This window comes from Haladaptatus pallidirubidus (assembly GCF_020700235.1).
GTDB classification, from domain to species: domain Archaea; phylum Halobacteriota; class Halobacteria; order Halobacteriales; family Haladaptataceae; genus Haladaptatus; species Haladaptatus pallidirubidus.
The window spans coordinates 3,470,501-3,489,466 of record NZ_CP085301.1 but is presented as its reverse complement, the minus strand read 5'-3'; the positions used below and the strand labels follow the sequence as shown (position 1 = coordinate 3,489,466).

Genomic DNA, 18,966 nt, shown 5'->3' with positions numbered 1-18,966 from the left:
TGCGGTGGCGGTGTTTGGGGTCGTGATTTGCTAACTGCTCGGTGGTTATCCTCCTTTCTACCCCGGTTGCCGATTCCAATTCGACTTCGAAATCTACAATCTTCCTTGCCCGCGAACGTTTTTATAGCAATACGGAAACAAAATCGCTGTGTTTCGACGAGAAACGAAACCGAAGCGAAAAACCACCCCTCCCTCAGACCGTCCACCGCCCTACTCTTCGCCGGATTCGTAGTGTTCGCCGGCCGCATCCGGGATTCGGGTTCGACCGACGAACGCCAGCACGACGATAACCGTCACGTACGGGATGATGCCGATGAGTTCGTTCGGCAGTTGGAAGCCGACCTGCTGGAGCCGAATTTGAAGCGCGTCGAGGCTCGCAAAGAGGAACGACGCACCGAAGGCACCAAGCGGGTTGTAGTTCCCGAACAGGAACGCCGTGATGCCAATCCAGCCACGGCCATCGACCATCGTGGTGCCGCTTCCGTTGAACAGTCCGGCCTGTCCGAGCGACAGCCCTGCGCCGCCGATTCCGGCTAGCACGCCCGAGAGGAGGACGCTCGCGTAGCGAACGCGCCGCACATCCACGCCGACCGTGTCGAGTGCCATCGGGTTCTCTCCGCTGGCCTTCACCCACCTGCCGAACGCAGTTTCGTTTAGCACGAACCACGAGAGCGGAACCGCCGCGAGGAGCATGTACACCGTCGGGTTGGCGTCGAAGAGTATCGCCCCGACGACTGGTATGTCCGCAAGGAGCGGAATCTGCCAGTTGCTTAGCGTGCCGACGCTCGGACTGTTGACGCGGCCCCAGATGATTTTACTACCGAACGGTGCGAGTCCGAGCGCGATGAGCCACACCGCAAGTCCGGCGATGATTTGGTCGGCCTTGAACTCGATGCAGACGACGGCGAACAGCAGCGCGAAGAGCGTACTCGCCAGCACTGCGGCGAAGAAACCGAGCCAGAGCGTCGTCTGTGTCGCACCGGCCGCACCTGCCATCGTGTCCGCAACCGCGATACCGGTAAACGCCGCGATGATGAGCAGCCCTTCCAATCCAATGTTGATGACCCCGCTCTTCTCGGCAAAGATTCCGCCGAGCGCGGCAAAGGCGATTGGAACCGTATATCGGAGCGCCGCACTGGCGTAGCTCCCATCGATAGTGCCGACGAGTCGGCCCAGCGCACTCCCCGGGAAGAGGAATCCGAGAAGGCCGATGACGATAGCCGAACCTATCGACAGCCCGGCGATTCGAACGCGGCTATTCATCGCTCTCACCCCCCTCGGTCGGGGTGCCGCCATCCGTCGCCACGGCACCCTGCCTTTCGGGTGTCACCCAGCGTTTGCCGATCATGCGGAAGAACTCCGGCATGGCGACGAACAGAATGATGAGACCACGGAGGACGCCGACGAGTTGCTTCGGAACACCGAGCGCGAAGTCGATGGTGAGACTGCCGCTTTTGAGCATCCCAAAGAGCAGTGCGGCGAGCGGAACGCCGAGCGGATTGTTCCCGGCCAGAATCGTCACCGTGATGCCGTCGAATCCGAAAGAGGGCACTCCTGTTTGCCATCGACCGAGAATCATCAGCACGTAAACCGCACCGCCGATGCCGCCGATGACACCCGATAGCGCCATGCTGGAGACCATCGTTTTCTTCGCGTTCACGCCGCCGTACTCTGCCGCCTTCGGTTGGATGCCACTCGTTCGGAGGTCGTATCCGAACGCGGTTCGGTGCAACAGCAGGTAGATACCGATTGCAAGGACGAGCGCACCGAGCAGAACGAGAATCGAGAACGACGACCCGCGAGGGAACACTGTCGGAGAGAGTGTCGCGTACTCGGGAATCGAGCGCGTTTCGACGTTTCCGCTGCCAGGCTTTTGGAAGTACTCGGAGACGAGAACGAAGGCGATGCCCGTCGCGATGAAGTTCAGCATGATGGTCGTAATTACCTCGTTTGCGTCCGCGTAGGCTTTCATCGCGCCGGGAATCGCGCCGTAGATACCGCCGACCAGCGCACCGGAAACCAAGCCGAGCGGAATCAGGATGATACCGCCGACGATTCCGGTCGGAACGTAGGGTGCGGTCCAAAGGACGGCAAGGACAGATCCGAGTGCACCCAGAACGAGCTGTCCCTGCGTTCCAATGTTGAACATTCCGGCACGGAACGCGACTGCGACGGCTAATCCGGTAAACAGGAGCATCGACGTCTCCCTGAGCGTACTCGCCAGGCTGTACTGGTCGATTGCCGGGTTGAACGGAATCAGCGAGAACTGCTGTGGATTGGCGAACGCGCCGATGAAGAGGTATTTGTACACCTGTATCGGATCGTAGCAGAATGACCCCGGAAGGGGTAGTTCGACGCCCCAGCCACCGCTTCCTGGAATGGTGATGAGCATCCGCTGTGCGAGGAAGGGTTCGGAACAGGTTGCGACGAACCCCGACACGAGGATAACAACGCCGCCGACAAGAATCGACATCGCAAGCGCGGCGAGACTGATGAAAATACGTTCGGCTGCGGAGGCCTCGACGAGTCGCCCGAGTGATTGCTCGGCTCGATCCCGCCACGAACTCACTGCGCCTCACCTCCGATGCTGGGGGCGCTTTCCGGTCGTTCGCCCGCCATTAGCAGGCCGAGTTCCTCTTCGGTCACGTGGTTCGGGTCGACAACGTCCATAATTTCGCCTTCGTACATAACTGCCAGTCGGTCGGAGAGCTGCTGAACCTCGTCGAGTTTCGAAGAGACGAGGAAGATCGCCTTCCCCTCGGCGCGCAAATCGAGCAGTCGGTCGTGAATGAATTCGATGCTTCCAACGTCCACGCCACGTGTTGGATGGGCCGCGACGACAAGTGAGGGGTCGCGGGAGAACTCCCGCCCGACGATGAACTTTTGCTGATTGCCGCCGGACAGCGATTCCGCACTCGCGTCGGCGTTCGGCGGACGAACGTCGTACTCATCGATGATGTCCTCCGCGTGCGTTCGCGTTCGGTTCCAGTCGATTCGACCGTCGTTCGAGAACGGTTGTGTTCGCTGACTGCCGAGCAGGCCATTCTCCACGAGGTCGAACTCCATCACCAACCCTTGTTCGTGGCGGTCTTGGGGAATGTAAGCCATTCCCGAGTCGATTCGTTCACGTCGGTTCGTTTCGGAAATATCGTCTCCGAAAAACTCGATTCGCCCCTCATCCGGCGATTCGAGGCCGGTGATGCTCTCGATAACTTCGGACTGGCCGTTTCCATCCACGCCCGCGACGCCGAACACCTCACCTTCTCGAATCTCGAACCCGATGTCGTCCACCTGCACCACGTCCCGTTCGTCGGTCACTTTGAGATCCGTCACGGAAAGGACGGTGTCGCCGGGGTCGGACGCCGTTTTCTCGGTTTCGAGGAGCACCTCACGTCCGACCATCAGTTCCGCGAGCTCCTCGCGCGAGGTGTTGTCGGTGTCTACCGACCCGACGTTTTTCCCGTCTCGCAGGACGGTTATCTGGTCGGCGGCGTCCATCGCCTCGCCGAGTTTGTGCGTGATGAAGATGATGCTTTTTCCTTGTGTCGTGAGTTCGTCGAGAACGGAGAGAAGGTCGTCTATTTCCTGCGGCGTGAGTACTGCGGTCGGCTCGTCGAGGATGAGTACGTCCGCACCGCGATACAGCGCTTTTAGAATTTCGACGCGCTGTTGAACGCCCACGCTCACGTCTTCGACGAGCGCGTTCGGGTCAACGTCGAAGCCGTACCGGTTGCTCAGTTCGCGCACCTCGCTTTTGGCGCGGTTTCTGTCCATTGCCAGTCCGCCCCACTTTCGGGGTTCGTTTCCGAGAACGATGTTCTCCGCAATCGTGAGGGTATCGACCAGCATGAAATGCTGGTGAATCATGCCGATACCGGCCTCGATAGCGTCCCGCGGAGAATCAAAGTCGTGGGGTTCGCCGTCGATGATGACCTGTCCATCGGTCGGCTCGTACAAGCCGTACAGGACGTTCATTAGCGTCGTCTTTCCGGCGCCGTTCTCCCCTAAAAGTGCGTGGATGGAACCCGATTCCACGGCGAGGTCAACGTCATCGTTTGCGATGACTCCCGGGAATCGTTTCGTAATGCCGTCGAGATATACCGCCCGGCTCATTGAATCTGGATTTCCATTCTACCTGTTTAAACGCGCGGATTTACGCTTATTCGTCTACCGTCGTTGGCACTTCGATGTCGCCATCGACGATTGCTTTGCGGGATTCTTCGAGCTTCGATTTCACGTCGTCCGGAATCTCCGAACCGAGGTCTGCGCCGTACACGGCCTCGATGCCATTTGTTTCCAGACCGAGGTTGTTGACGGAGCCGCCTTTGAAATTGCCGTCCACCACGTTCTTGGTCGCTTGGAACACGGCTTCGTTAACGTGTTTGACCATGCTCGCGAGGATGACGTTGCTGAACTGCGCCGTCCCCTCCGCTTTCGACTGGTCGCTGTCCACACCGATTGCGAACAGGCCTTTCTGCTGTGCCGCCTCGAACACACCAGTTCCGGTCCCTCCGGCAGCGTGGTAGACGATATCTGCGCCGTCTTCGTACATCGAGACCGCGGCTTCCTTCCCCGCGACGGGGTCGTTGAACGCACCGGCGTATGCGGTTCGGACTTCGACGTCTTCGCTCGCGTGTGCGACTCCGGCCTTGTATCCCGCTTCGAACTTCTTGATGAGGGGGACTTCCTCGCCGCCGACGAATCCGACGACCGTCTCGCCGGATTTCGTCGCGCTATCGGCCGCACTGAACTCCTGTTGGGTGAGTAGTCCGGCGAGATGGCCGACTTGGAACGAGCCTTGGTGTTCTTTGAACACGTAGTTCGAGACGTTCTGGATGAGGTCGCCGTTCTCCTTCTCGGCGACGCTGTCTACGAGCATGAAGTTCTGGTCGGGGAACTGTTGTGCGTTGCTTACCAGGCCACTCGTCTGAACGAATCCGATACAGCAGATGAGGTTGTGGTTTTGGGACTGCGCAAACCGTCGCTGCTGTCCTTCCACGTCGCTCGGCGAGCTCGGTTCGACGTTCTTGTAGCTGACGCCGAGTTCTTGCTCCGCTTGCTGGATGCCGGTGTGGGCCATATCGTTGAACGAGTTGTCGCCCAGACCGCCGGTTGCGTATACCATGCCGACGCTGACATCGCTTTCCGCGCTGGAATCGTCCCCGTTTCCGTCATCCGTTCCGTCGTTTCCGCCGTCGCCTCCGCCGTCATTCGGACTGCTGATACAGCCAGCGAGACCGGCGACACCGACTGCACCGCCAGTCACCATCAGTTTACGCCGCTGTTTGTCAATTTTCGTCATCTATGCGTAATTCTACAATTTATTTGTGATAAACGCGTCGCTTCACGCGTGTAAGTGCGAAAATAACTGTTTGAGCCGCTCGAATAACTATTCTTTCGTCGCCGAAACGGCAGACGCAACGAGGTCTTTCGCCTCGCTAACCAATCCGTCCACGTTTTCGCTTTCGGCGTAAATTCTGACGTATGGTTCGGTTCCACTCGGTCGAACGAGCACCCACGACCCATCCGTCAGTTCGGCCCGAACGCCGTGTTCGATTCGGACGGTTGCTTCCGGGAATCGTTCCGGTACGGTCGTCTCCAATCGCTCCATGGTTCCCGCCTTCGCGGCATCCGGACAGCTGATGCTTACTTTTCGGTACGGACGTTCATTTACGTCGGCACGAAGGGCATCGATTCCACCGGCATCGCCGACGAGTCGGGCGAGCACCGCCGCGCTGGCAACGCCGTCGATCCAGCCGCCGAACTGGGTGTGGATGTGCTTCCACGGTTCCGCGGCGAAAACGATTTCCGTTCCGTCGTCTCCGTCTTCGAGGGCCGACGCGATTCCCTCGTGAAGCGCGCCGAGTCGAACGCGTTCGACTCGGCCACCCGCCTCCCGAACGCGCTCGTCAATTCTCGCCGAGGCGTTCGGCGTCGTGACGACGACCGGGTCGTCTGCATCGCTTTTTTCAGTGTAGTGTTCCGCGAGAACCGCGACGACCGTGTCCTCGTGAACCACGTCACCGTTTCCGTCCACGAGGACGATTCGGTCCGCATCGCCGTCGTGGGCCAGTCCGAATTCGAAATCGCCGTTGGTGGTAAACGCGGTCAAATCGGTCAGCGTCTCCGGGGTCGGCTTGCTCGGCCGTCCGGGGAAATGGCCGTCTACGTTCGCGTTGAGCGTGACGACCTTCGCACCCAGCGCGCGGAGGACTTGCGGCGTCGCCACGCTGGCCATTCCGTTTCCGCAGTCTACCGCGATTCGAACGCCGTCGAGGGGTGCGCCGTGTTCGCGAGCGTACTCCATGACTGCGTCCCGGTAGTAGTCGAGAACCTCCACGCGCGTGCTGTCGCCCCATTCGTTCCACGGACGCGGTGGTGTTTCGTCCTCGACACCCGCATCCACGTCGCGCTCGGCCTCGCGGTCGTACTCCTGCCCGTCGTCGAACAGTTTGATTCCGTTGTCGGTCGGCGGGTTGTGACTCGCGGTGAGCATGACGCCGTTTCGTCCCTGCGAGGCGAACGCCAGCGCAGGGGTCGGAAGCTGACCCGCACGACAGACGTTCGCGCCCGCGCTTTCCAATCCTGCTTCCATCGCGGCGGCAAGTGCGGCACCAGTTTCGCGCCCGTCGCGGGCGACCACGAACGTTTCTCCCGACGTTCCCGCCGACCGCCCGACTGCGAGCGCGAGTTCGGGCGTCACGCGGGAAACGACGTCGCCGCGGATTCCCGCGGTTCCGAACAGATTCATACGGTTGGATTCGCTCGCGGCTACTTAGGTTACCTCGATTTCCCTTTCCTCCCAATAACAATATGCGTCTCTTCGTCGTAGCGGTTGACATGAACCTGCCGAAGTTGACGACTCCGAGGGGCGTGTTCGATTACATTCTCGGACTCATCATCGTCCTTTCAGTACTCGTCGGACTCTACGTCGCGGCCGTGATGGCGGGCGTCATCACGCCGTGGTTCTGACGCAAAAAAGAAACGGCCGACGGACTACAGTTCGACACCGCTCGGGATGAGACTGTGTTGGCGGAGGAGATTCCCTTCGCGGTTGTAGACGAGAAACGTGCTTTTGTCGTATTCGACGACGTGGTCGCCGTTGATGGCGATATCGACGTGATAGCGTCCGTCATCTTCGTCCGACTCGTCGCCGTACGCGCGAGCGGCACGAATGAACTTGAGAACGTCGTCCGCGTCCTCGTTAAGTTCAAGGATAAAATCTCCGGTCGTTCGATTCGTCACGCTCACCACGCCGGTCGCATCCGGGTCGTCCAGATTCGCCTGCAAGCGAAATGTCACGTCGGTCTCGTCGGCGTCGAGCAGTTCGCCGTCGAGACCCGTGAGGCGCTCGCGGAGCGTCGAAGACGGCCCCTCGAAATCGATGATTACCGTCGGCTTACGCGGTGTTCCGTCCGCATCAGCCCAATCTATATTTTCGACATCTAATGTGAAGTAGTCGCGCCTCATTCCGTATACCCATCTACGTTCTCGCGTCTCATGAACGTAACGCCATGCGACGACACGCTACGTCGTGGGTTCCCAAACCACCGTTCGCTTCGATGCGAAATATAAATCAGAGTACTTGTTCGATCATACCACACTGAAACTATCCAGTCATGATTTAAGTAGTCACACTCCAATGAGCGTGACGAAACATATCTACCACGCACAATACGAAACGAAATTAGACGACGAAGCGTCGGAAATCGCGTCATAGACAGCAATAAAACATGTCTGATATATACACAGAGGGACTGACCGCCCGCGTCCGAGAGTTCCGTAGAACGATTCGCCGCGCCGTCGAGATTCTTCACGGTTCGACGATTTCCGTTGGTGAATACAATCCGACGGAGGATGGGTCGCTCATTACGTTTACGGGCGTTCCGGGCTACGAGGAGGTCGAACGATACTGGGTGAATGCGCCGTTCGCGTTCGTCTCCATCAACTACGACGTGGATGCGAACGACAATCTGTACTGCGTGGTCGAACCCGAGTTGAACGAGTTCGAGGCGGAACTGCTCGACCGACTATTTTCGGACTTGCGCGAATCGCTCATCTACCGCCGGGAGATGGGCGGCCAAACCGCGGAGAACGTGCTCCGTGACGAACTCCGTGAACTGCTCGAGGTGTACGGCGTTGAAGTCGATTCGGTGACGTTCTATCGCCTCTTTTACTACCTTTTTCGTGCGTTCCGCGGCTTCGGCAAACTCGACCCAATCATGCACGACCCGCACATCGAGGACGTCTCCTGTGACGGCTACGACCTGCCGCTGTTCGTTTATCACGACGAGTACAACGACATCGAGTCGAACGTCGTCTACGGCGAGGAGGAACTCGATAATCTCGTCGTCCGTCTCGCCCAACAGTCGGGCCAACACGTCAGCGTCGGCGAACCGGTTGTGGAGGCGACCCTGCCGGATAGCAGTCGTGCGGAACTCGCCCTCGGAAAAGAAGTCACGCCGCGCGGGTCGGCGTTCACCATTCGAAAGTACGCGGACGAACCGTTTACGCCCGTGGATTTGGTGAACTACGGCACGTTCTCGCTCGACCAGATGGCATACCTCTGGTTGGCCATCGAGAAAAACAAATCTCTCGTCTTCGCGGGCGGAACCGCATCCGGTAAGACCACCTCGATGAACGCGATTTCGATGTTCATCCCGCCGCGTTCGAAGGTGCTCACCATCGAGGACACGCGGGAACTGACCCTCTACCACGACAATTGGCTCTCCTCAGTGACCCGCGACAGACTGGACGAGGGCGCGGACATCACGATGTACGACCTGCTTCGTTCCGCCTTGCGACACCGACCCGAATACATCGCGGTCGGCGAAGTTCGCGGACAGGAAGCGATGACGTTGTTCCAGGCGATGAACACGGGCCACACGACCTACTCCACGATGCACGCGGACAGCGTCCAGACGGTCATCAACCGCCTCGAAAACGAACCCATCAACGTGCCACGGGCGATGATCCAGTCGCTCGACATCCTCTCCATCCAGACCTTGACCTACGTCGGGGAAGAGCGCGTCCGCCGAAATCGAACCCTCGCGGAAATTAACGGCATCGACCAGCGAACCGGCGACTTGGACTACTCGACCGCATTTTCGTGGGACGCCGCGACTGACTCCGTGAAAAAGCGCGACAGCGACGTTCTCGACGAAATCCGGGACAATCACGGCTGGTCGCGTTCCGAACTGCTCGCGGAACTGCACGACCGGAAACTCGTGTTGCAGTACCTCCGCGAAAACGACGTAACCGACTACTGGCGGTTCACCGCGATGGTCAACGAGTATTACGCTGACTCCGAGCGAGTGGTGGAGAAGGTCGAGCGAAACGTCGAAACCGAGGTTTCGGAGTTCGACTGATGGGGTTGCTCAACTTCGTTCCGCTCGTCTTTGCGCTCTGCCTACTCGCGCCCGTCGTGCTGTCGCCGGTCAGCACGACGGCCTATCGAACCGTCACCCGATTCTCGCTGCAAACGTTCGGCACCTACGTCCAAGACAGCGGACGACGACGGGCGACGCGCTCCGACGTGCTTCAGTCCGCCCACGTCGGCGAAACCTATCGATTGTACGCCTCGAAGACGTGGGTGTATTCCGCACTCGCCGCGGTTTCGGGGAGCATCATTGGCGTCTATCTCGTCGGGTTGGTGCTCTCTTTGATGTCCGTCTCTCCCGACTCGGTTCGGGAGTCGCTCCCGCCGCAGTTCGTGTTTCTCGCCGGTTTGCTCTCGGTTCCCGAACTCTCGTTCGCGGAACTGTTCGTTCTGCTGTCGTTCAGCAGTGCAACGGTGGGTCTGCTCGGCGGATTGCTGACCTACTGGCTTCGATGGGAAATGCCATCCCATTACGGAAGCGCCCGCGCCAGACAAATCGACGCCAGTCTCGCGCGAACCGTCGCGTTCATCTACGCCCTCTCGCGCAGCGGGATGGCGTTCCCTGAAATCATGCGAACCTTGGCGCGAAACCGGAACGTGTACGGCGAAACAGCGGAGGAAATTGCGGTCGGCGTGAAGGCGATGGATTTGTTCGGCCTCGACATGCTAACCGCCATCCGGCAGATGGCGCGCCAATCGCCGAGCGAGAAGTTCGAGGAGTTCGGCGACAATTTGGCCGGCGTCCTCCAGAGCGGGCAAGGTCTCCCCTCGTACTTGCACGACCAGTACGAACGCTACCAGAAGGACGCGAAAGTGCAACAGGAGGCGTTTTTGGAACTGCTGGCGACGTTGGCGGAGGGGTACGTCTCTCTGTTCGTCGTCGGCCCGCTCCTCCTCATCACCATCCTCGTCGTCATCGGCCTGATGGGAACGGCGGACACGCTCGCGATACTCTCCCTGATGACGTACCCGTTCGTCCCCCTCGGAAACGTCGCGTTCGTCGTCTATCTCGACAGCATCACCGAATCGCTCCGCGTCAGCAAGGACACGCGGGAACTACTAGCATCGAACTCGCTCGAGGTGCGCCGCGCCAGCGACCCGGACGCCGGACGCACGGTGAGCGACGGCGGGATTGCGACCGTCAACGAAGAGCGACTGGAAGTTTACGACCGGTTCGAAAGGATTCGAAGCGCACTCTCCGACCCGTTCCGCGTCGTGCGCGAAAAGCCGGTTACCATCCTCTACGCGACGGTTCCGTTCGCGCTTCTCTCAGTGCTGGTTCGTCTCGCCCCCGAGATCGGAACGGGAACGGTTACGTTCGCGTCCGCGGACGACGTACTAGTGCAGGCTACGCTGTTCGTGTTGACGACCTTCTCGGTCGTCCAGGAGATGAAGCGGCGGCGGATAAAAGCAATCGAGGCCGCGGTACCCGACCTGCTAGACCGCCTGGCCAGCGTCAATGAGGCGGGGATGACCGTGGCCGAGAGTTTTCGCCGCGTCGCAAGCACCGACCTCGGCGTGTTGAACGCGGAAATGCGGAGAATGCGGCGGGACATCGAGTGGGGGACCGACACCGCGACCGCACTCCAACGGTTCGAACACCGGGTCGATACGCCGACAATCACGCGAGTCGTCACCCTCGTGACGAACGCGATGCACGCCAGCGGGGACGTCGGAAGGGTGCTCCGGATCGCGGCGGACGAAGCGCAGGCCTCTCGACGGCTGAAACGACGGCGCGCACAGGAGATGATGACCTATCTCATCATCATCTACATCTCGTTTTTCGTCTTCCTCCTCATCGTCGTGGCGCTGTCTGCCATCCTCATGCCCGCGCTGGAAAACCTCCCCGCGGCGAACGCGGGCGGAAACGTCCCCGCTGGCGGAAGTCTCGGCGGGTTGGGCAACATCGCCGACGTGGATTTCGACGCTTACCGACTCGTCTTCTTCCACACCGCGCTGATGCAGGCGCTCTTTTCCGGTTTCGTCGCGGGGAAGATGGGCGAAGGGACGGTTCGGGACGGCGCAAAACACGCGACGGCGATGTTCGCCATCGCCTACGTCGTTTTCCTCGTCCTCCAGTACCTCCTCTAATTTCCGCTTTCCTTCGACTGTCGTTTTTGCCCCGCCGCTCTCGACACCCCAGAACATTTGCCTCCCGCCGCGAGAGTTCGGGTATGGAACCGAACAGGGGTGACGTGCAGGCCACCTACGACCGAATCGCGGCGCATTTCGCAAAAACGCGGGAGTACGCGTGGCCCGAAGTCGAATCCTTTCTCGACGGGCGTCGGGCCGACACCGCCCTCGACCTCGGGTGCGGAAACGGGCGACACGCCGAACTGTTGACCGCGCACGCGGAGCGCGTCGTCGGCGCGGACGTGAGCGCGGGACTGCTGGCGGAAGCCAGCGCCCGCGCTCGGGAACGGGGATTCGAGGCCAACCTCGTACAATGCGACGCGGCCCACATTCCGCTGGCGGCGAACTCCATCGACCTCGCGGTGTACGTCGCGACGCTCCATCATCTGATGACCCGAGCGGCGCGCGTCGGCAGTTTGGACGAATTAGGTCGCGTGCTTTCCCCGGACGGGGTTGCACTGGTCAGCGCGTGGAGTACTGCCCACGACAAATTCGACCAAGAGGACGCCTTCGATACGACCGTCGATTGGACACTCCCCGGCGGGGAAACTGTTCCGCGATTTTACCACATCTACTCGCCTGAGGAGTTCCGCGAAGATGTCGCGGAAAGCGCACTGGTTCCCGACGACGTGTCGATTTCGAGCGGGAACTGCTACGCCGTGGTTCGCGGGCGGAAACAGTAACACCCTTAAACGGGGATGCACAATTCGGTAATGCGCACCGGTGGTCTAGTGGTAGGACCTGAGCCTTCCAAGCTCATGGCACGGGTTCAAGTCCCGTCCGGTGCATTTTACCACAAACTACCTTACAAGTTGCAACTGCAGTAAATAATCGCGTAAGTGACCACAAAGTCGCCAACTGCTTAGGCGTCTACTCCATACAATCCGATTTGATGGACTTCGATTCCATTTCCCCGACCCGTTTCGTGGCGGCCCAACTCGCGGTCATCGTCGCGGTGATTCACCTGACATTGGGTGCGTTCAACTGGATTCGTTGGGCGAATGCAGGATTCGTCATCCCTCGCGATCTTCGATGGCCCTTGTTCGTCCTCTCCGGACTGCTAATCGTCGTCGGCCTGTTCCTCGCCGCGGCGGGACGGTACGAAAGGCCGGTGTACGCCGGTGGAATCGTTCTCATGGCAGTTTACATCCTCGGCTACTTCGGCTGGCATCTCACCGGGCACCGACCACTGCTTCTGTTCGGCGAGGGCCACCTCCACGAGGGGGCGCTATTGCCGTTTCTCCTCGACCACTTGCTCGCTGGTCCGGTGAAGTTCGTCGCCCTCGTCTCCGAGTTCGGACTGCTCGTGCTGTTGGTGTATCTGCTAATTACGGAGTGACGCAAAAACGAGTCGAGAGCTGGCGTGCTTACGTTCACCGAGAACCGACATTCGTGCTTCCGCGTTGGGAACCCGCTATCTGCCTTTTCTCTCGTTAGTGGTTAGCAGTTTCCAACTCTGGGTGGTATATCACGTTCACGAATCCATCAAACCAGTACACGCGTAAGTCCGCCAATCGCCCCCGCGACGAGCGGAATCGCCACCATCAGGGCGGTGACTTGGCCCATTCCGAGGGCGGGAACGAGGGACCCATAAAATGCGAGCAGTCCGGCGAACACGAGGAGCGAGAGGATGCCGAAACCCAATCCGGCGAGAACCCCACGCTTCCAGCTTTTCATCGGGAGACTGACCAGCGCGCCGCCGATCAGCAGACCGAGCCAGTGAACCCACGCGAGGGCGAGTCCGACGACGATTCCCGCACCGACGGCAAGGATGCGACGGGTTCGGTCCGCTCGAAACTCGTCGAGTTGAATTTCGTCGAGTCGATTCATCGTTCGCCTCCGTCGAACGTGACCGCCACGTCGCCGCGAATTTCGAGCGACATCGGTTTGTATTCGGTGTTCACCCACGCTTTCAGTTGGTCACGGTAGTGGTCGGAGAAGTAATCACCGGAGTTGCCACCCGGGAGGATAGCTTCCGAATCGCCGCCCATCGGGCATATCATGCGCCAACTGCTGCCGACCGCGGAACCGACGCGATAGTTGTTCACGGTGTGGGCCGACCCATCAGTCGGCAGCTCCGGATAGTTCAAAAACGACTGGTCGAACGGATGCGTGATTGTTCGGGTCGTGTTGTAATCGCCGAACGTCTCGTATCCCTCCTCCGCTATCGTCTCGACTGCGGTTCGCAGGGCGCGAACCATCGCACCCTGCTTCCCCCCATCGCCGAACCATCGACCATCGCCGAGGTTCGCAAGTACCCAGTCCCGTGGATAGTAGCTTTCGTCCAATCCCGCCTGTTCGAACTCGTCGGCGAACGCCTCGTCGTACAGCGCGTCGAACCAGTGGACGAACAGCAGGGCACCGCGGGAATCGCCCTCCATTCGGTAATCCCAATTAGACAGCGTTTCGACCGCCGACTGGAGGCTGTCTTTTCCGCGCGCCGCATCCAGCAGTTCCGGAACGAGGTTCCGGGCGCGCAAATCGAGCGTGTCGTCCTGAATTCGCTTCATCGTCGCCACGTCGATGTTACCGGATTCGACCGCCTCGTCTAGCAGTTCGTAGATTCGTTTTCCACGATACGGACTGGAGTAGCCCTCCGATAGATACGGGTCGTCGGTCACCCGCTGGTTCGCGGTTCCCAGCACGTCAGGATTGACGACGTGCGGTTTCTCCTCGAACGGGACGAAGCCATCCCACGACGAAATGCCGAACGGTTCGAAGCCTCGCCACTCGCCCTCTCCGGCGGAACCGTCGAAGATTCGATTCCCGCGAATCTCCTCGCCGTTTATCATCCGTCGCGGAATCCGCCCCGTAACGTAGTAGAGCGTGTTGCCGGAGTCGTCCGCGTACACGAGGTTTTGCGTCGGCAGGTCGAACTGCCGGGTCGCGGACAACACGTCGTCCATCCCCTCGCTCTTTGCGTACCGGTGAATCGCCAGCGTCGTTTCCGTCGCCGTGTGGCCGATCCACGCGACGCCGACACGGTGCCCTTCGCGTTCCAGCATCGGGCCGTGAACCGTCTTCCGAGTGGTTATCGTTCTGTTTTTGCCCTCCGCGACTTCGATTTCCCGCTGTTCCGTCTCGAAATCGCGCCACTCGCCTTGGTAGCGGTAGCGGTCACCGTCCGTTTCGTAGCTATAGAAGTCGATGACGTCCGCCCCGACGTTCGTGAATCCCCACGCCCCGGCGTGGTTTTCCCCGATGACGACGAACGGGACGCCGGGAAAGGTGACGCCGCGCGTCCGCGTCCCGCTGACTTCGAGATTCATCTCGTACCAGACCGGCGGAGCCATCAGGCTGAGGTGGGGGTCGTTCGCCACGACTGGTTGACCGTTTTTCGTGTGCTTTCCGGAAACGACCCAACTGTTCGACCCGATTCCACGGTCGTGTTCGAACTCGTTCAACCAATCGAGGAGTGCAGTTCCGGCCGCACCCTTCGTTGGCTTTCCGCTGATTCCGGTCGTTGGGTTCTCGAATGATGGTTCACCGGGCGAAGCAACCCCGTTTGTGGAATCGTCGTTGCCACCACTGTTGTTCCGGATGATGGGCGAATCGTGGTCGAACCGCGCCGGATACAATTCGTTTGCGACTTCCTGTCCGAGTTTGTCGGCGACGTTCGCGCGCCGGAGGGTCAGAAAACTCCCCGTTAGATTCCACGAAATCTGCTTTTCCATCAGCATCGTGTCCTCGGGTTTCCACGGGTCGGGTTCGTACTCCAACAGCGAAAATTCGAGCGGAAGGGGTTCGGTCTCGATGTGAGTATTGACGCCCTCGGAAAACGTCCGGACGAGTTCGCCGGTTTCGGTGTCGGCGACGTGCTTCCACGTCGCCTCTGCCGCGCCCGCGAAATTCATCCCGATGTGAAACTCGTCGCTCGAAACCGTCTCCTCGCCGACCACGGCAGACACCTCCCCGCGCATCAGCCGCCGCTGGAGGTCGAGTTGAAACAGTCTGTCCCGCGCCTGTGCGTAGCCAACGGCGAAGTAGAGCGCCTCCTCGGTGTCCGCCGCGATGTTCGGAACTCCATCGTCGTCGTACCGGAGTTCGGCGGAACCGTGGGGACTTTCGACGCGAGCGTTCGTGCGGTCGGCCGCACCGTCCCACGCCGTCCCGCTTAGCGGGGCAAATCGCTGGAGGTGGCTGTGAATTGGAGAAAGCGCACCCCCGGCAACGCTTCCGCCAAGAATCGCCGCGACGAGTGCCCGCCGCGTGACGTCTGTGTCCATATGTCGAACTGTGAGCCAGCCGATATAAATAGCTGTATCCTGAGCGATACGACGCGACTCGTCACTTCCACGGGTTCGTCACGAGGTCGGTCTGCACGTCGCTTCCGACTTCGATTTTACAATCCGACCGCGCGTGCGCGATGCAGAGCAGAACGTATCCGTCTTTTTCGAAATCGCGTTTTAACCCCCGCGGCAATCGGGCATGCTCGATTTCTCCTGCGAGGAGTCTCCCGGTGCAGGTCGCGCACGCACCGGTTCGACAGCCGAACGGGAGGCCGATACCGGCCCGTTCCGCCGCGTCGAGAACCGACTCCTTGCTCCCGGCGTGAACGATTTCGGTTTCCTCGTCGCGTTCTCGCCAGCAAAGCTCGATTCGGTGGCGGTCGTTCACTGCCAGACGTCGCTCGTGCAGTCGCCGTCCGGCCACCGAATCTCGTGCGCTCGGGCCGGACCGTTCGGCATCTCGCCGAAGTCGACGAGGAAATCCTCGTCCAACGTCATCGTCCCTTTTCGCGGATTCACGTCGGCCTTGAGCATCACCGAACCGCGGTCGGCCTCCTCAGGATAGAACTGGTTGTCCCACGTGGAGAACAGAGAGGTCGTCCAGTACAGTCGCTCGCCGTCGATGGACAACTGGAGCATCTGCGGCCCGGCGACGACCGCCCGGTCGTCCTCGCTGGTCGGATGACGAGGGCCGAACAGTCCGCCCGCCCACAGTTGGTCTGCCAATCGCGGATTCTTCGGGTCGCTCACGTCGTACATCCGCACGTCGCCGTGGAGCCAGTTCGAGAAGAACAGGTAGCGGTCGTCCATCGAAACGACGAGGTCGGTGATAAGACCCGGAACCGGCATGTCCCAATCCTCGTGTTCGCGCGCTTCCACGTCGATTGCCTTCTCCGCGAACCACTCCTTTTCACGCTCGTAGAAGTGGAAGATGTTCGAGGACAGTGCCGCGCCGACGTAGCCGTGCGCCGCCTCCGGGCTGTGCAGGAATCGGACTTCAAGCGGAATCATCCCCTCCTCGCCTAAATCGATGGTCTGCTCGACGGTTCGGTTCGTCCAGTCCCAGAAATGGAGTTTTCTGCCGTAATTGCCGTTCTCCACGTCATCTAAATCGAAGCCGGGATAGTAGGTTTTCGGCGCGGCCCATTCGCTTGAAACCATCACGTTGTGCCGGGGTTGATACCAGAAGTCGTAGTTCATGCCGATTTCGCCCGGCGGATCCCAACGCCCCTCGATTTCGAAATCGTCGTTCAGTTCGAGGAAGCCGCCTGGTAGGTCGCCGTCCTTGTTCCCGAGCATCGAGACGAGAATCTCGCCGTCCGGAATGCAGTGAACCGTGTGCGGTGCGGAGAGGTCGTACTCGAACACCTCCTCGGGTTCGATGACTTTGACGATTTCCGGGTTTTCGCGGTTTTTCGTGTCCACGATGTGAAGCCGGGACGACCGCTGACCCGGAATGACGAGATGGCGTCGCTCCAGTCCCTCGACGTGGCAGGACGACGAACAGGCGTTCCAGCCGAAGTGATGTAGCTCGTCGCCCTTGTTCGGCATCTCCATTCTGTCGATGACTTCGCAGTAGGTGTCCGAATCCGGATCAACGTCCACGACCGACAAAAAATCTGGCGCGTCAACGTCCGTACCGACGTACAACGACGGGACGTAGGCGATTTTCTCGCGCTCCGCCTGCTCGATTGCGGCCTGCGGCGTGGCGTACCCCGGCCCCTCTACGTCGTGATGTTCGTGATGCTCGTGCGCTCCGCTTTCTGTTGACTCGGTGTCGCTCATTTTTCATCCCCCTCCAAAATGTGCTACGGTAGCAAAGAGCGTGATGCGGCGGGTTGCGGCAAATATTGCCTATAAATATCCGCGAAGACGCCTCTACGCGGACGAAATCGTCGTGAAATCTACGAAAATCCGATGCGTATCCATCATTCGCTGGCAAGTTGTGACCCGCGAGCGACGCTGTATATCAGAACAGTGCCAGCGCCGACTGCGAGGACGAACTGGCCTGCCAGCGTAAACAGTACGTCGAGTATCGAGTACTCACCCAACAAAAACCCAACTGCGAACGGGATGAGTGCAATCGCCACGAATACGCCGATGAGTTTGGCGAGCGGTATTGCTTCCACGAGGATCTGCGTCGTGTCTATCGTCCCAGTTCTCCGGTCAACGAATGGGGTGGAAGGCGGCATCTTTCTGCGTTCCGATTATTTCATTTCTATAAATGCCTTCTGATAAATGACTGAACGGCGCGCTATTCCGTTTTCAGCGTCTGTCTAGCTGGAGCTCATCTACTGGTGACAGCACCACCGCTCGCAGAAATGATACGAAATCGAAGTCAAACGTGGCTTACTCGTACAGCCACTCGGCGTCGATTTTCTCGTAATCGACCAGCTCGTCCTCGTCGAAGAACAGGTCAATTTCGCGCTCGTTCGCGCCCTCGTCCTCATGGTCGGAGCCGTGGATGACGTTCCGGCCGAGGTCGAGGCCGAAGTCGCCGCGGATGGTGCCCGGGGCGGATTCGGCGGGGTCGGTTTCGCCCATCATGCGGCGAACCTGCTGCGTCGCGTCCTGTCCCTCCCAGACCATCGCGAAAACCGGTCCGGAGGTGATGAAATCGACGAGGCCGTCGAAAAACGGCTTGCCTTCGTGTTCACCGTAGTGGTCGTGGGCGAGTTCCTCGTCAATCTGCATGAACTTGCCGCCGACCATCTTCAGACCGCGGTCTTCGAATCGGGAGACGATCTCCCCGATAAGGCCGCGCTGAACGCCGTCGGGCTTGACCATCACGAAGGTTCGCTCGCTCATTCGCTACCACTCTCTGCTTGGCCGTCCTCGGTCCATTCGAGGTCGCGGGGTTCGCGACCGAGGTTGGCGTTTTTCTCGCATTTGCTGGAGCAGTAGTGGATGGTCGTTCCGTCCGTGCGGACGAACATCGTTCCCGTGCCGGGTTCGATGTCGTCGCCGCAGTAGTCACACTCTCGCGTTTGTGGCATTATTGTCCTCCGATGGAGTCTGCCTCGCGTGCGGTTTCACGCAACTGAAGCACGTCGCCCTCGCGGACGGGGCCGAGACAGTTGCGCGTGATGATACGCCCTTGGTTTTCTCCCTCGCGGATGCGGCATTTGACCTGCATGGCCTCGCCGTGCATCCCCGTCTTACCGACGATTTCGATGACCTCGGCGGAGGTGGAGTCCTCCTGTCCGGTCTCTTCAGCACTCATCG

The 18,966-nt window shown here is 59.9% G+C and carries 19 protein-coding genes and 1 tRNA gene; 6 read left to right on the top strand and 14 right to left on the bottom strand.

Features of this window, described 5'->3' with window-relative positions; translation table 11 throughout:
* Positions 1 to 210: 210 nt before the first annotated feature.
* The 5 genes from LIX15_RS18880 to LIX15_RS18860 form a co-directional block, all read right to left on the bottom strand.
* Entirely contained in the window at positions 211 to 1,263 is a 1,053-nt protein-coding gene (locus tag LIX15_RS18880; RefSeq protein ID WP_227775034.1) for an ABC transporter permease, read from the bottom strand.
* The gene (locus LIX15_RS18875; RefSeq protein ID WP_227775032.1) at positions 1,256 to 2,569 is read right to left on the bottom strand and encodes an ABC transporter permease; all 1,314 of its coding nucleotides are present in this window, start codon (positions 2,567 to 2,569) and stop codon (positions 1,256 to 1,258) included. The genes LIX15_RS18880 and LIX15_RS18875 overlap by 8 nt, the downstream gene beginning before the upstream one ends.
* Positions 2,566 to 4,113 (bottom strand): ABC transporter ATP-binding protein, encoded by a 1,548-nt coding sequence (locus LIX15_RS18870; RefSeq protein WP_227775030.1) that lies wholly within the window; start codon positions 4,111 to 4,113, stop codon positions 2,566 to 2,568. The genes LIX15_RS18875 and LIX15_RS18870 overlap by 4 nt, the downstream gene beginning before the upstream one ends.
* 46 nt (positions 4,114 to 4,159) lie before the next feature.
* Positions 4,160 to 5,302: a BMP family lipoprotein gene (locus LIX15_RS18865; RefSeq protein WP_227775029.1), complete on the bottom strand. Its 1,143-nt coding sequence runs from the start codon at positions 5,300 to 5,302 to the stop codon at positions 4,160 to 4,162.
* A gap of 87 nt (positions 5,303 to 5,389) precedes the next feature.
* Positions 5,390 to 6,751, bottom strand: a complete 1,362-nt coding sequence (locus LIX15_RS18860; protein ID WP_227775027.1) for a phosphohexomutase domain-containing protein — start codon at positions 6,749 to 6,751, stop codon at positions 5,390 to 5,392.
* A gap of 62 nt (positions 6,752 to 6,813) precedes the next feature.
* Between LIX15_RS18860 and LIX15_RS18855 the strand changes: the two genes are divergently transcribed.
* Positions 6,814 to 6,972, top strand: coding sequence for a hypothetical protein (locus LIX15_RS18855; protein WP_227775025.1), 159 nt, complete (start codon positions 6,814 to 6,816; stop codon positions 6,970 to 6,972).
* Between the two features lie 24 nt (positions 6,973 to 6,996).
* On the opposite strand, the gene LIX15_RS18850 is transcribed toward LIX15_RS18855, so the two are convergent.
* On the bottom strand, positions 6,997 to 7,470 hold the full coding sequence (locus LIX15_RS18850) for a DUF5793 family protein (RefSeq protein WP_227775023.1): 474 nt from the start codon (positions 7,468 to 7,470) through the stop codon (positions 6,997 to 6,999).
* 263 nt (positions 7,471 to 7,733) lie between these two features.
* On the opposite strand from LIX15_RS18850, the gene LIX15_RS18845 reads away from it, so the two are divergent.
* The 5 genes from LIX15_RS18845 to LIX15_RS18825 all read left to right on the top strand — a co-directional run bounded on the left by LIX15_RS18845 (position 7,734) and on the right by LIX15_RS18825 (position 12,851).
* Positions 7,734 to 9,368, top strand: a complete 1,635-nt coding sequence (locus LIX15_RS18845) for a type II/IV secretion system ATPase subunit (protein ID WP_227775022.1) — start codon at positions 7,734 to 7,736, stop codon at positions 9,366 to 9,368.
* Complete coding sequence (locus LIX15_RS18840; RefSeq protein ID WP_227775021.1) at positions 9,368 to 11,470, top strand: type II secretion system F family protein; 2,103 nt, start codon at positions 9,368 to 9,370, stop codon at positions 11,468 to 11,470. Before LIX15_RS18845 ends, LIX15_RS18840 begins: the two co-directional genes overlap by 1 nt.
* Before the next feature lie 83 nt (positions 11,471 to 11,553).
* Complete coding sequence (locus LIX15_RS18835) at positions 11,554 to 12,195, top strand: class I SAM-dependent methyltransferase (RefSeq protein WP_227775019.1); 642 nt, start codon at positions 11,554 to 11,556, stop codon at positions 12,193 to 12,195.
* A 34-nt stretch (positions 12,196 to 12,229) separates the two neighbouring features.
* Positions 12,230 to 12,300: transfer RNA gene (locus LIX15_RS18830), tRNA-Gly, on the top strand.
* Positions 12,301 to 12,404: 104 nt separating this feature from the next.
* Positions 12,405 to 12,851, top strand: coding sequence for a hypothetical protein (locus tag LIX15_RS18825; RefSeq protein ID WP_227775018.1), 447 nt, complete (start codon positions 12,405 to 12,407; stop codon positions 12,849 to 12,851).
* 146 nt (positions 12,852 to 12,997) lie between these two features.
* Here LIX15_RS18825 and LIX15_RS18820 read toward each other — a convergent pair whose 3' ends face one another.
* From LIX15_RS18820 to LIX15_RS18785, 8 genes are all read right to left on the bottom strand, one after another.
* Entirely contained in the window at positions 12,998 to 13,342 is a 345-nt protein-coding gene (locus tag LIX15_RS18820) for a hypothetical protein (protein WP_227775016.1), read from the bottom strand.
* The gene (locus LIX15_RS18815; protein ID WP_227775015.1) at positions 13,339 to 15,738 is read right to left on the bottom strand and encodes a penicillin acylase family protein; all 2,400 of its coding nucleotides are present in this window, start codon (positions 15,736 to 15,738) and stop codon (positions 13,339 to 13,341) included. The genes LIX15_RS18820 and LIX15_RS18815 overlap by 4 nt, the downstream gene beginning before the upstream one ends.
* A gap of 61 nt (positions 15,739 to 15,799) precedes the next feature.
* Entirely contained in the window at positions 15,800 to 16,129 is a 330-nt protein-coding gene (locus LIX15_RS18810; protein ID WP_227775014.1) for a 2Fe-2S iron-sulfur cluster-binding protein, read from the bottom strand.
* A complete protein-coding gene (locus LIX15_RS18805; protein ID WP_227775012.1) occupies positions 16,126 to 17,526 on the bottom strand; it encodes a selenium-binding family protein in 1,401 nt (466 codons plus the stop codon). Before LIX15_RS18805 ends, LIX15_RS18810 begins: the two co-directional genes overlap by 4 nt.
* A gap of 143 nt (positions 17,527 to 17,669) precedes the next feature.
* The gene (locus LIX15_RS18800) at positions 17,670 to 17,933 is read right to left on the bottom strand and encodes a hypothetical protein (RefSeq protein ID WP_227775010.1); all 264 of its coding nucleotides are present in this window, start codon (positions 17,931 to 17,933) and stop codon (positions 17,670 to 17,672) included.
* Between the two features lie 157 nt (positions 17,934 to 18,090).
* Positions 18,091 to 18,549: a nucleoside-diphosphate kinase gene (gene ndk / locus LIX15_RS18795; protein ID WP_227775008.1), complete on the bottom strand. Its 459-nt coding sequence runs from the start codon at positions 18,547 to 18,549 to the stop codon at positions 18,091 to 18,093.
* Positions 18,546 to 18,737, bottom strand: a complete 192-nt coding sequence (locus LIX15_RS18790; protein WP_227775007.1) for a 50S ribosomal protein L24e — start codon at positions 18,735 to 18,737, stop codon at positions 18,546 to 18,548. Before LIX15_RS18790 ends, ndk begins: the two co-directional genes overlap by 4 nt.
* Positions 18,737 to 18,964 (bottom strand): 30S ribosomal protein S28e, encoded by a 228-nt coding sequence (locus LIX15_RS18785; protein ID WP_049970866.1) that lies wholly within the window; start codon positions 18,962 to 18,964, stop codon positions 18,737 to 18,739. Before LIX15_RS18785 ends, LIX15_RS18790 begins: the two co-directional genes overlap by 1 nt.
* Positions 18,965 to 18,966 lie beyond the last annotated feature (2 nt).

Bases quoted from the DNA above. Each gene is read 5' to 3' on its own strand.
- LIX15_RS18880 (WP_227775034.1), bottom strand. From the start codon at position 1,263: ATGAATAGCCGCGTTCGAATCGCCGGGCTGTCGATAGGTTCGGCTATC.
- LIX15_RS18870 (WP_227775030.1), bottom strand. From the start codon at position 4,113: ATGAGCCGGGCGGTATATCTCGACGGCATTACGAAACGATTCCCGGGA.
- LIX15_RS18865 (WP_227775029.1), bottom strand. From the start codon at position 5,302: ATGACGAAAATTGACAAACAGCGGCGTAAACTGATGGTGACTGGCGGT.
- LIX15_RS18860 (WP_227775027.1), bottom strand. From the start codon at position 6,751: ATGAATCTGTTCGGAACCGCGGGAATCCGCGGCGACGTCGTTTCCCGC.
- LIX15_RS18855 (WP_227775025.1), top strand. From the start codon at position 6,814: ATGCGTCTCTTCGTCGTAGCGGTTGACATGAACCTGCCGAAGTTGACG.
- LIX15_RS18850 (WP_227775023.1), bottom strand. From the start codon at position 7,470: ATGAGGCGCGACTACTTCACATTAGATGTCGAAAATATAGATTGGGCT.
- LIX15_RS18845 (WP_227775022.1), top strand. From the start codon at position 7,734: ATGTCTGATATATACACAGAGGGACTGACCGCCCGCGTCCGAGAGTTC.
- LIX15_RS18840 (WP_227775021.1), top strand. From the start codon at position 9,368: ATGGGGTTGCTCAACTTCGTTCCGCTCGTCTTTGCGCTCTGCCTACTC.
- LIX15_RS18835 (WP_227775019.1), top strand. From the start codon at position 11,554: ATGGAACCGAACAGGGGTGACGTGCAGGCCACCTACGACCGAATCGCG.
- LIX15_RS18825 (WP_227775018.1), top strand. From the start codon at position 12,405: ATGGACTTCGATTCCATTTCCCCGACCCGTTTCGTGGCGGCCCAACTC.
- LIX15_RS18820 (WP_227775016.1), bottom strand. From the start codon at position 13,342: ATGAATCGACTCGACGAAATTCAACTCGACGAGTTTCGAGCGGACCGA.
- LIX15_RS18815 (WP_227775015.1), bottom strand. From the start codon at position 15,738: ATGGACACAGACGTCACGCGGCGGGCACTCGTCGCGGCGATTCTTGGC.
- LIX15_RS18805 (WP_227775012.1), bottom strand. From the start codon at position 17,526: ATGAGCGACACCGAGTCAACAGAAAGCGGAGCGCACGAGCATCACGAA.
- LIX15_RS18800 (WP_227775010.1), bottom strand. From the start codon at position 17,933: ATGCCGCCTTCCACCCCATTCGTTGACCGGAGAACTGGGACGATAGAC.
- ndk (WP_227775008.1), bottom strand. From the start codon at position 18,549: ATGAGCGAGCGAACCTTCGTGATGGTCAAGCCCGACGGCGTTCAGCGC.
- LIX15_RS18790 (WP_227775007.1), bottom strand. From the start codon at position 18,737: ATGCCACAAACGCGAGAGTGTGACTACTGCGGCGACGACATCGAACCC.
- LIX15_RS18785 (WP_049970866.1), bottom strand. From the start codon at position 18,964: ATGAGTGCTGAAGAGACCGGACAGGAGGACTCCACCTCCGCCGAGGTC.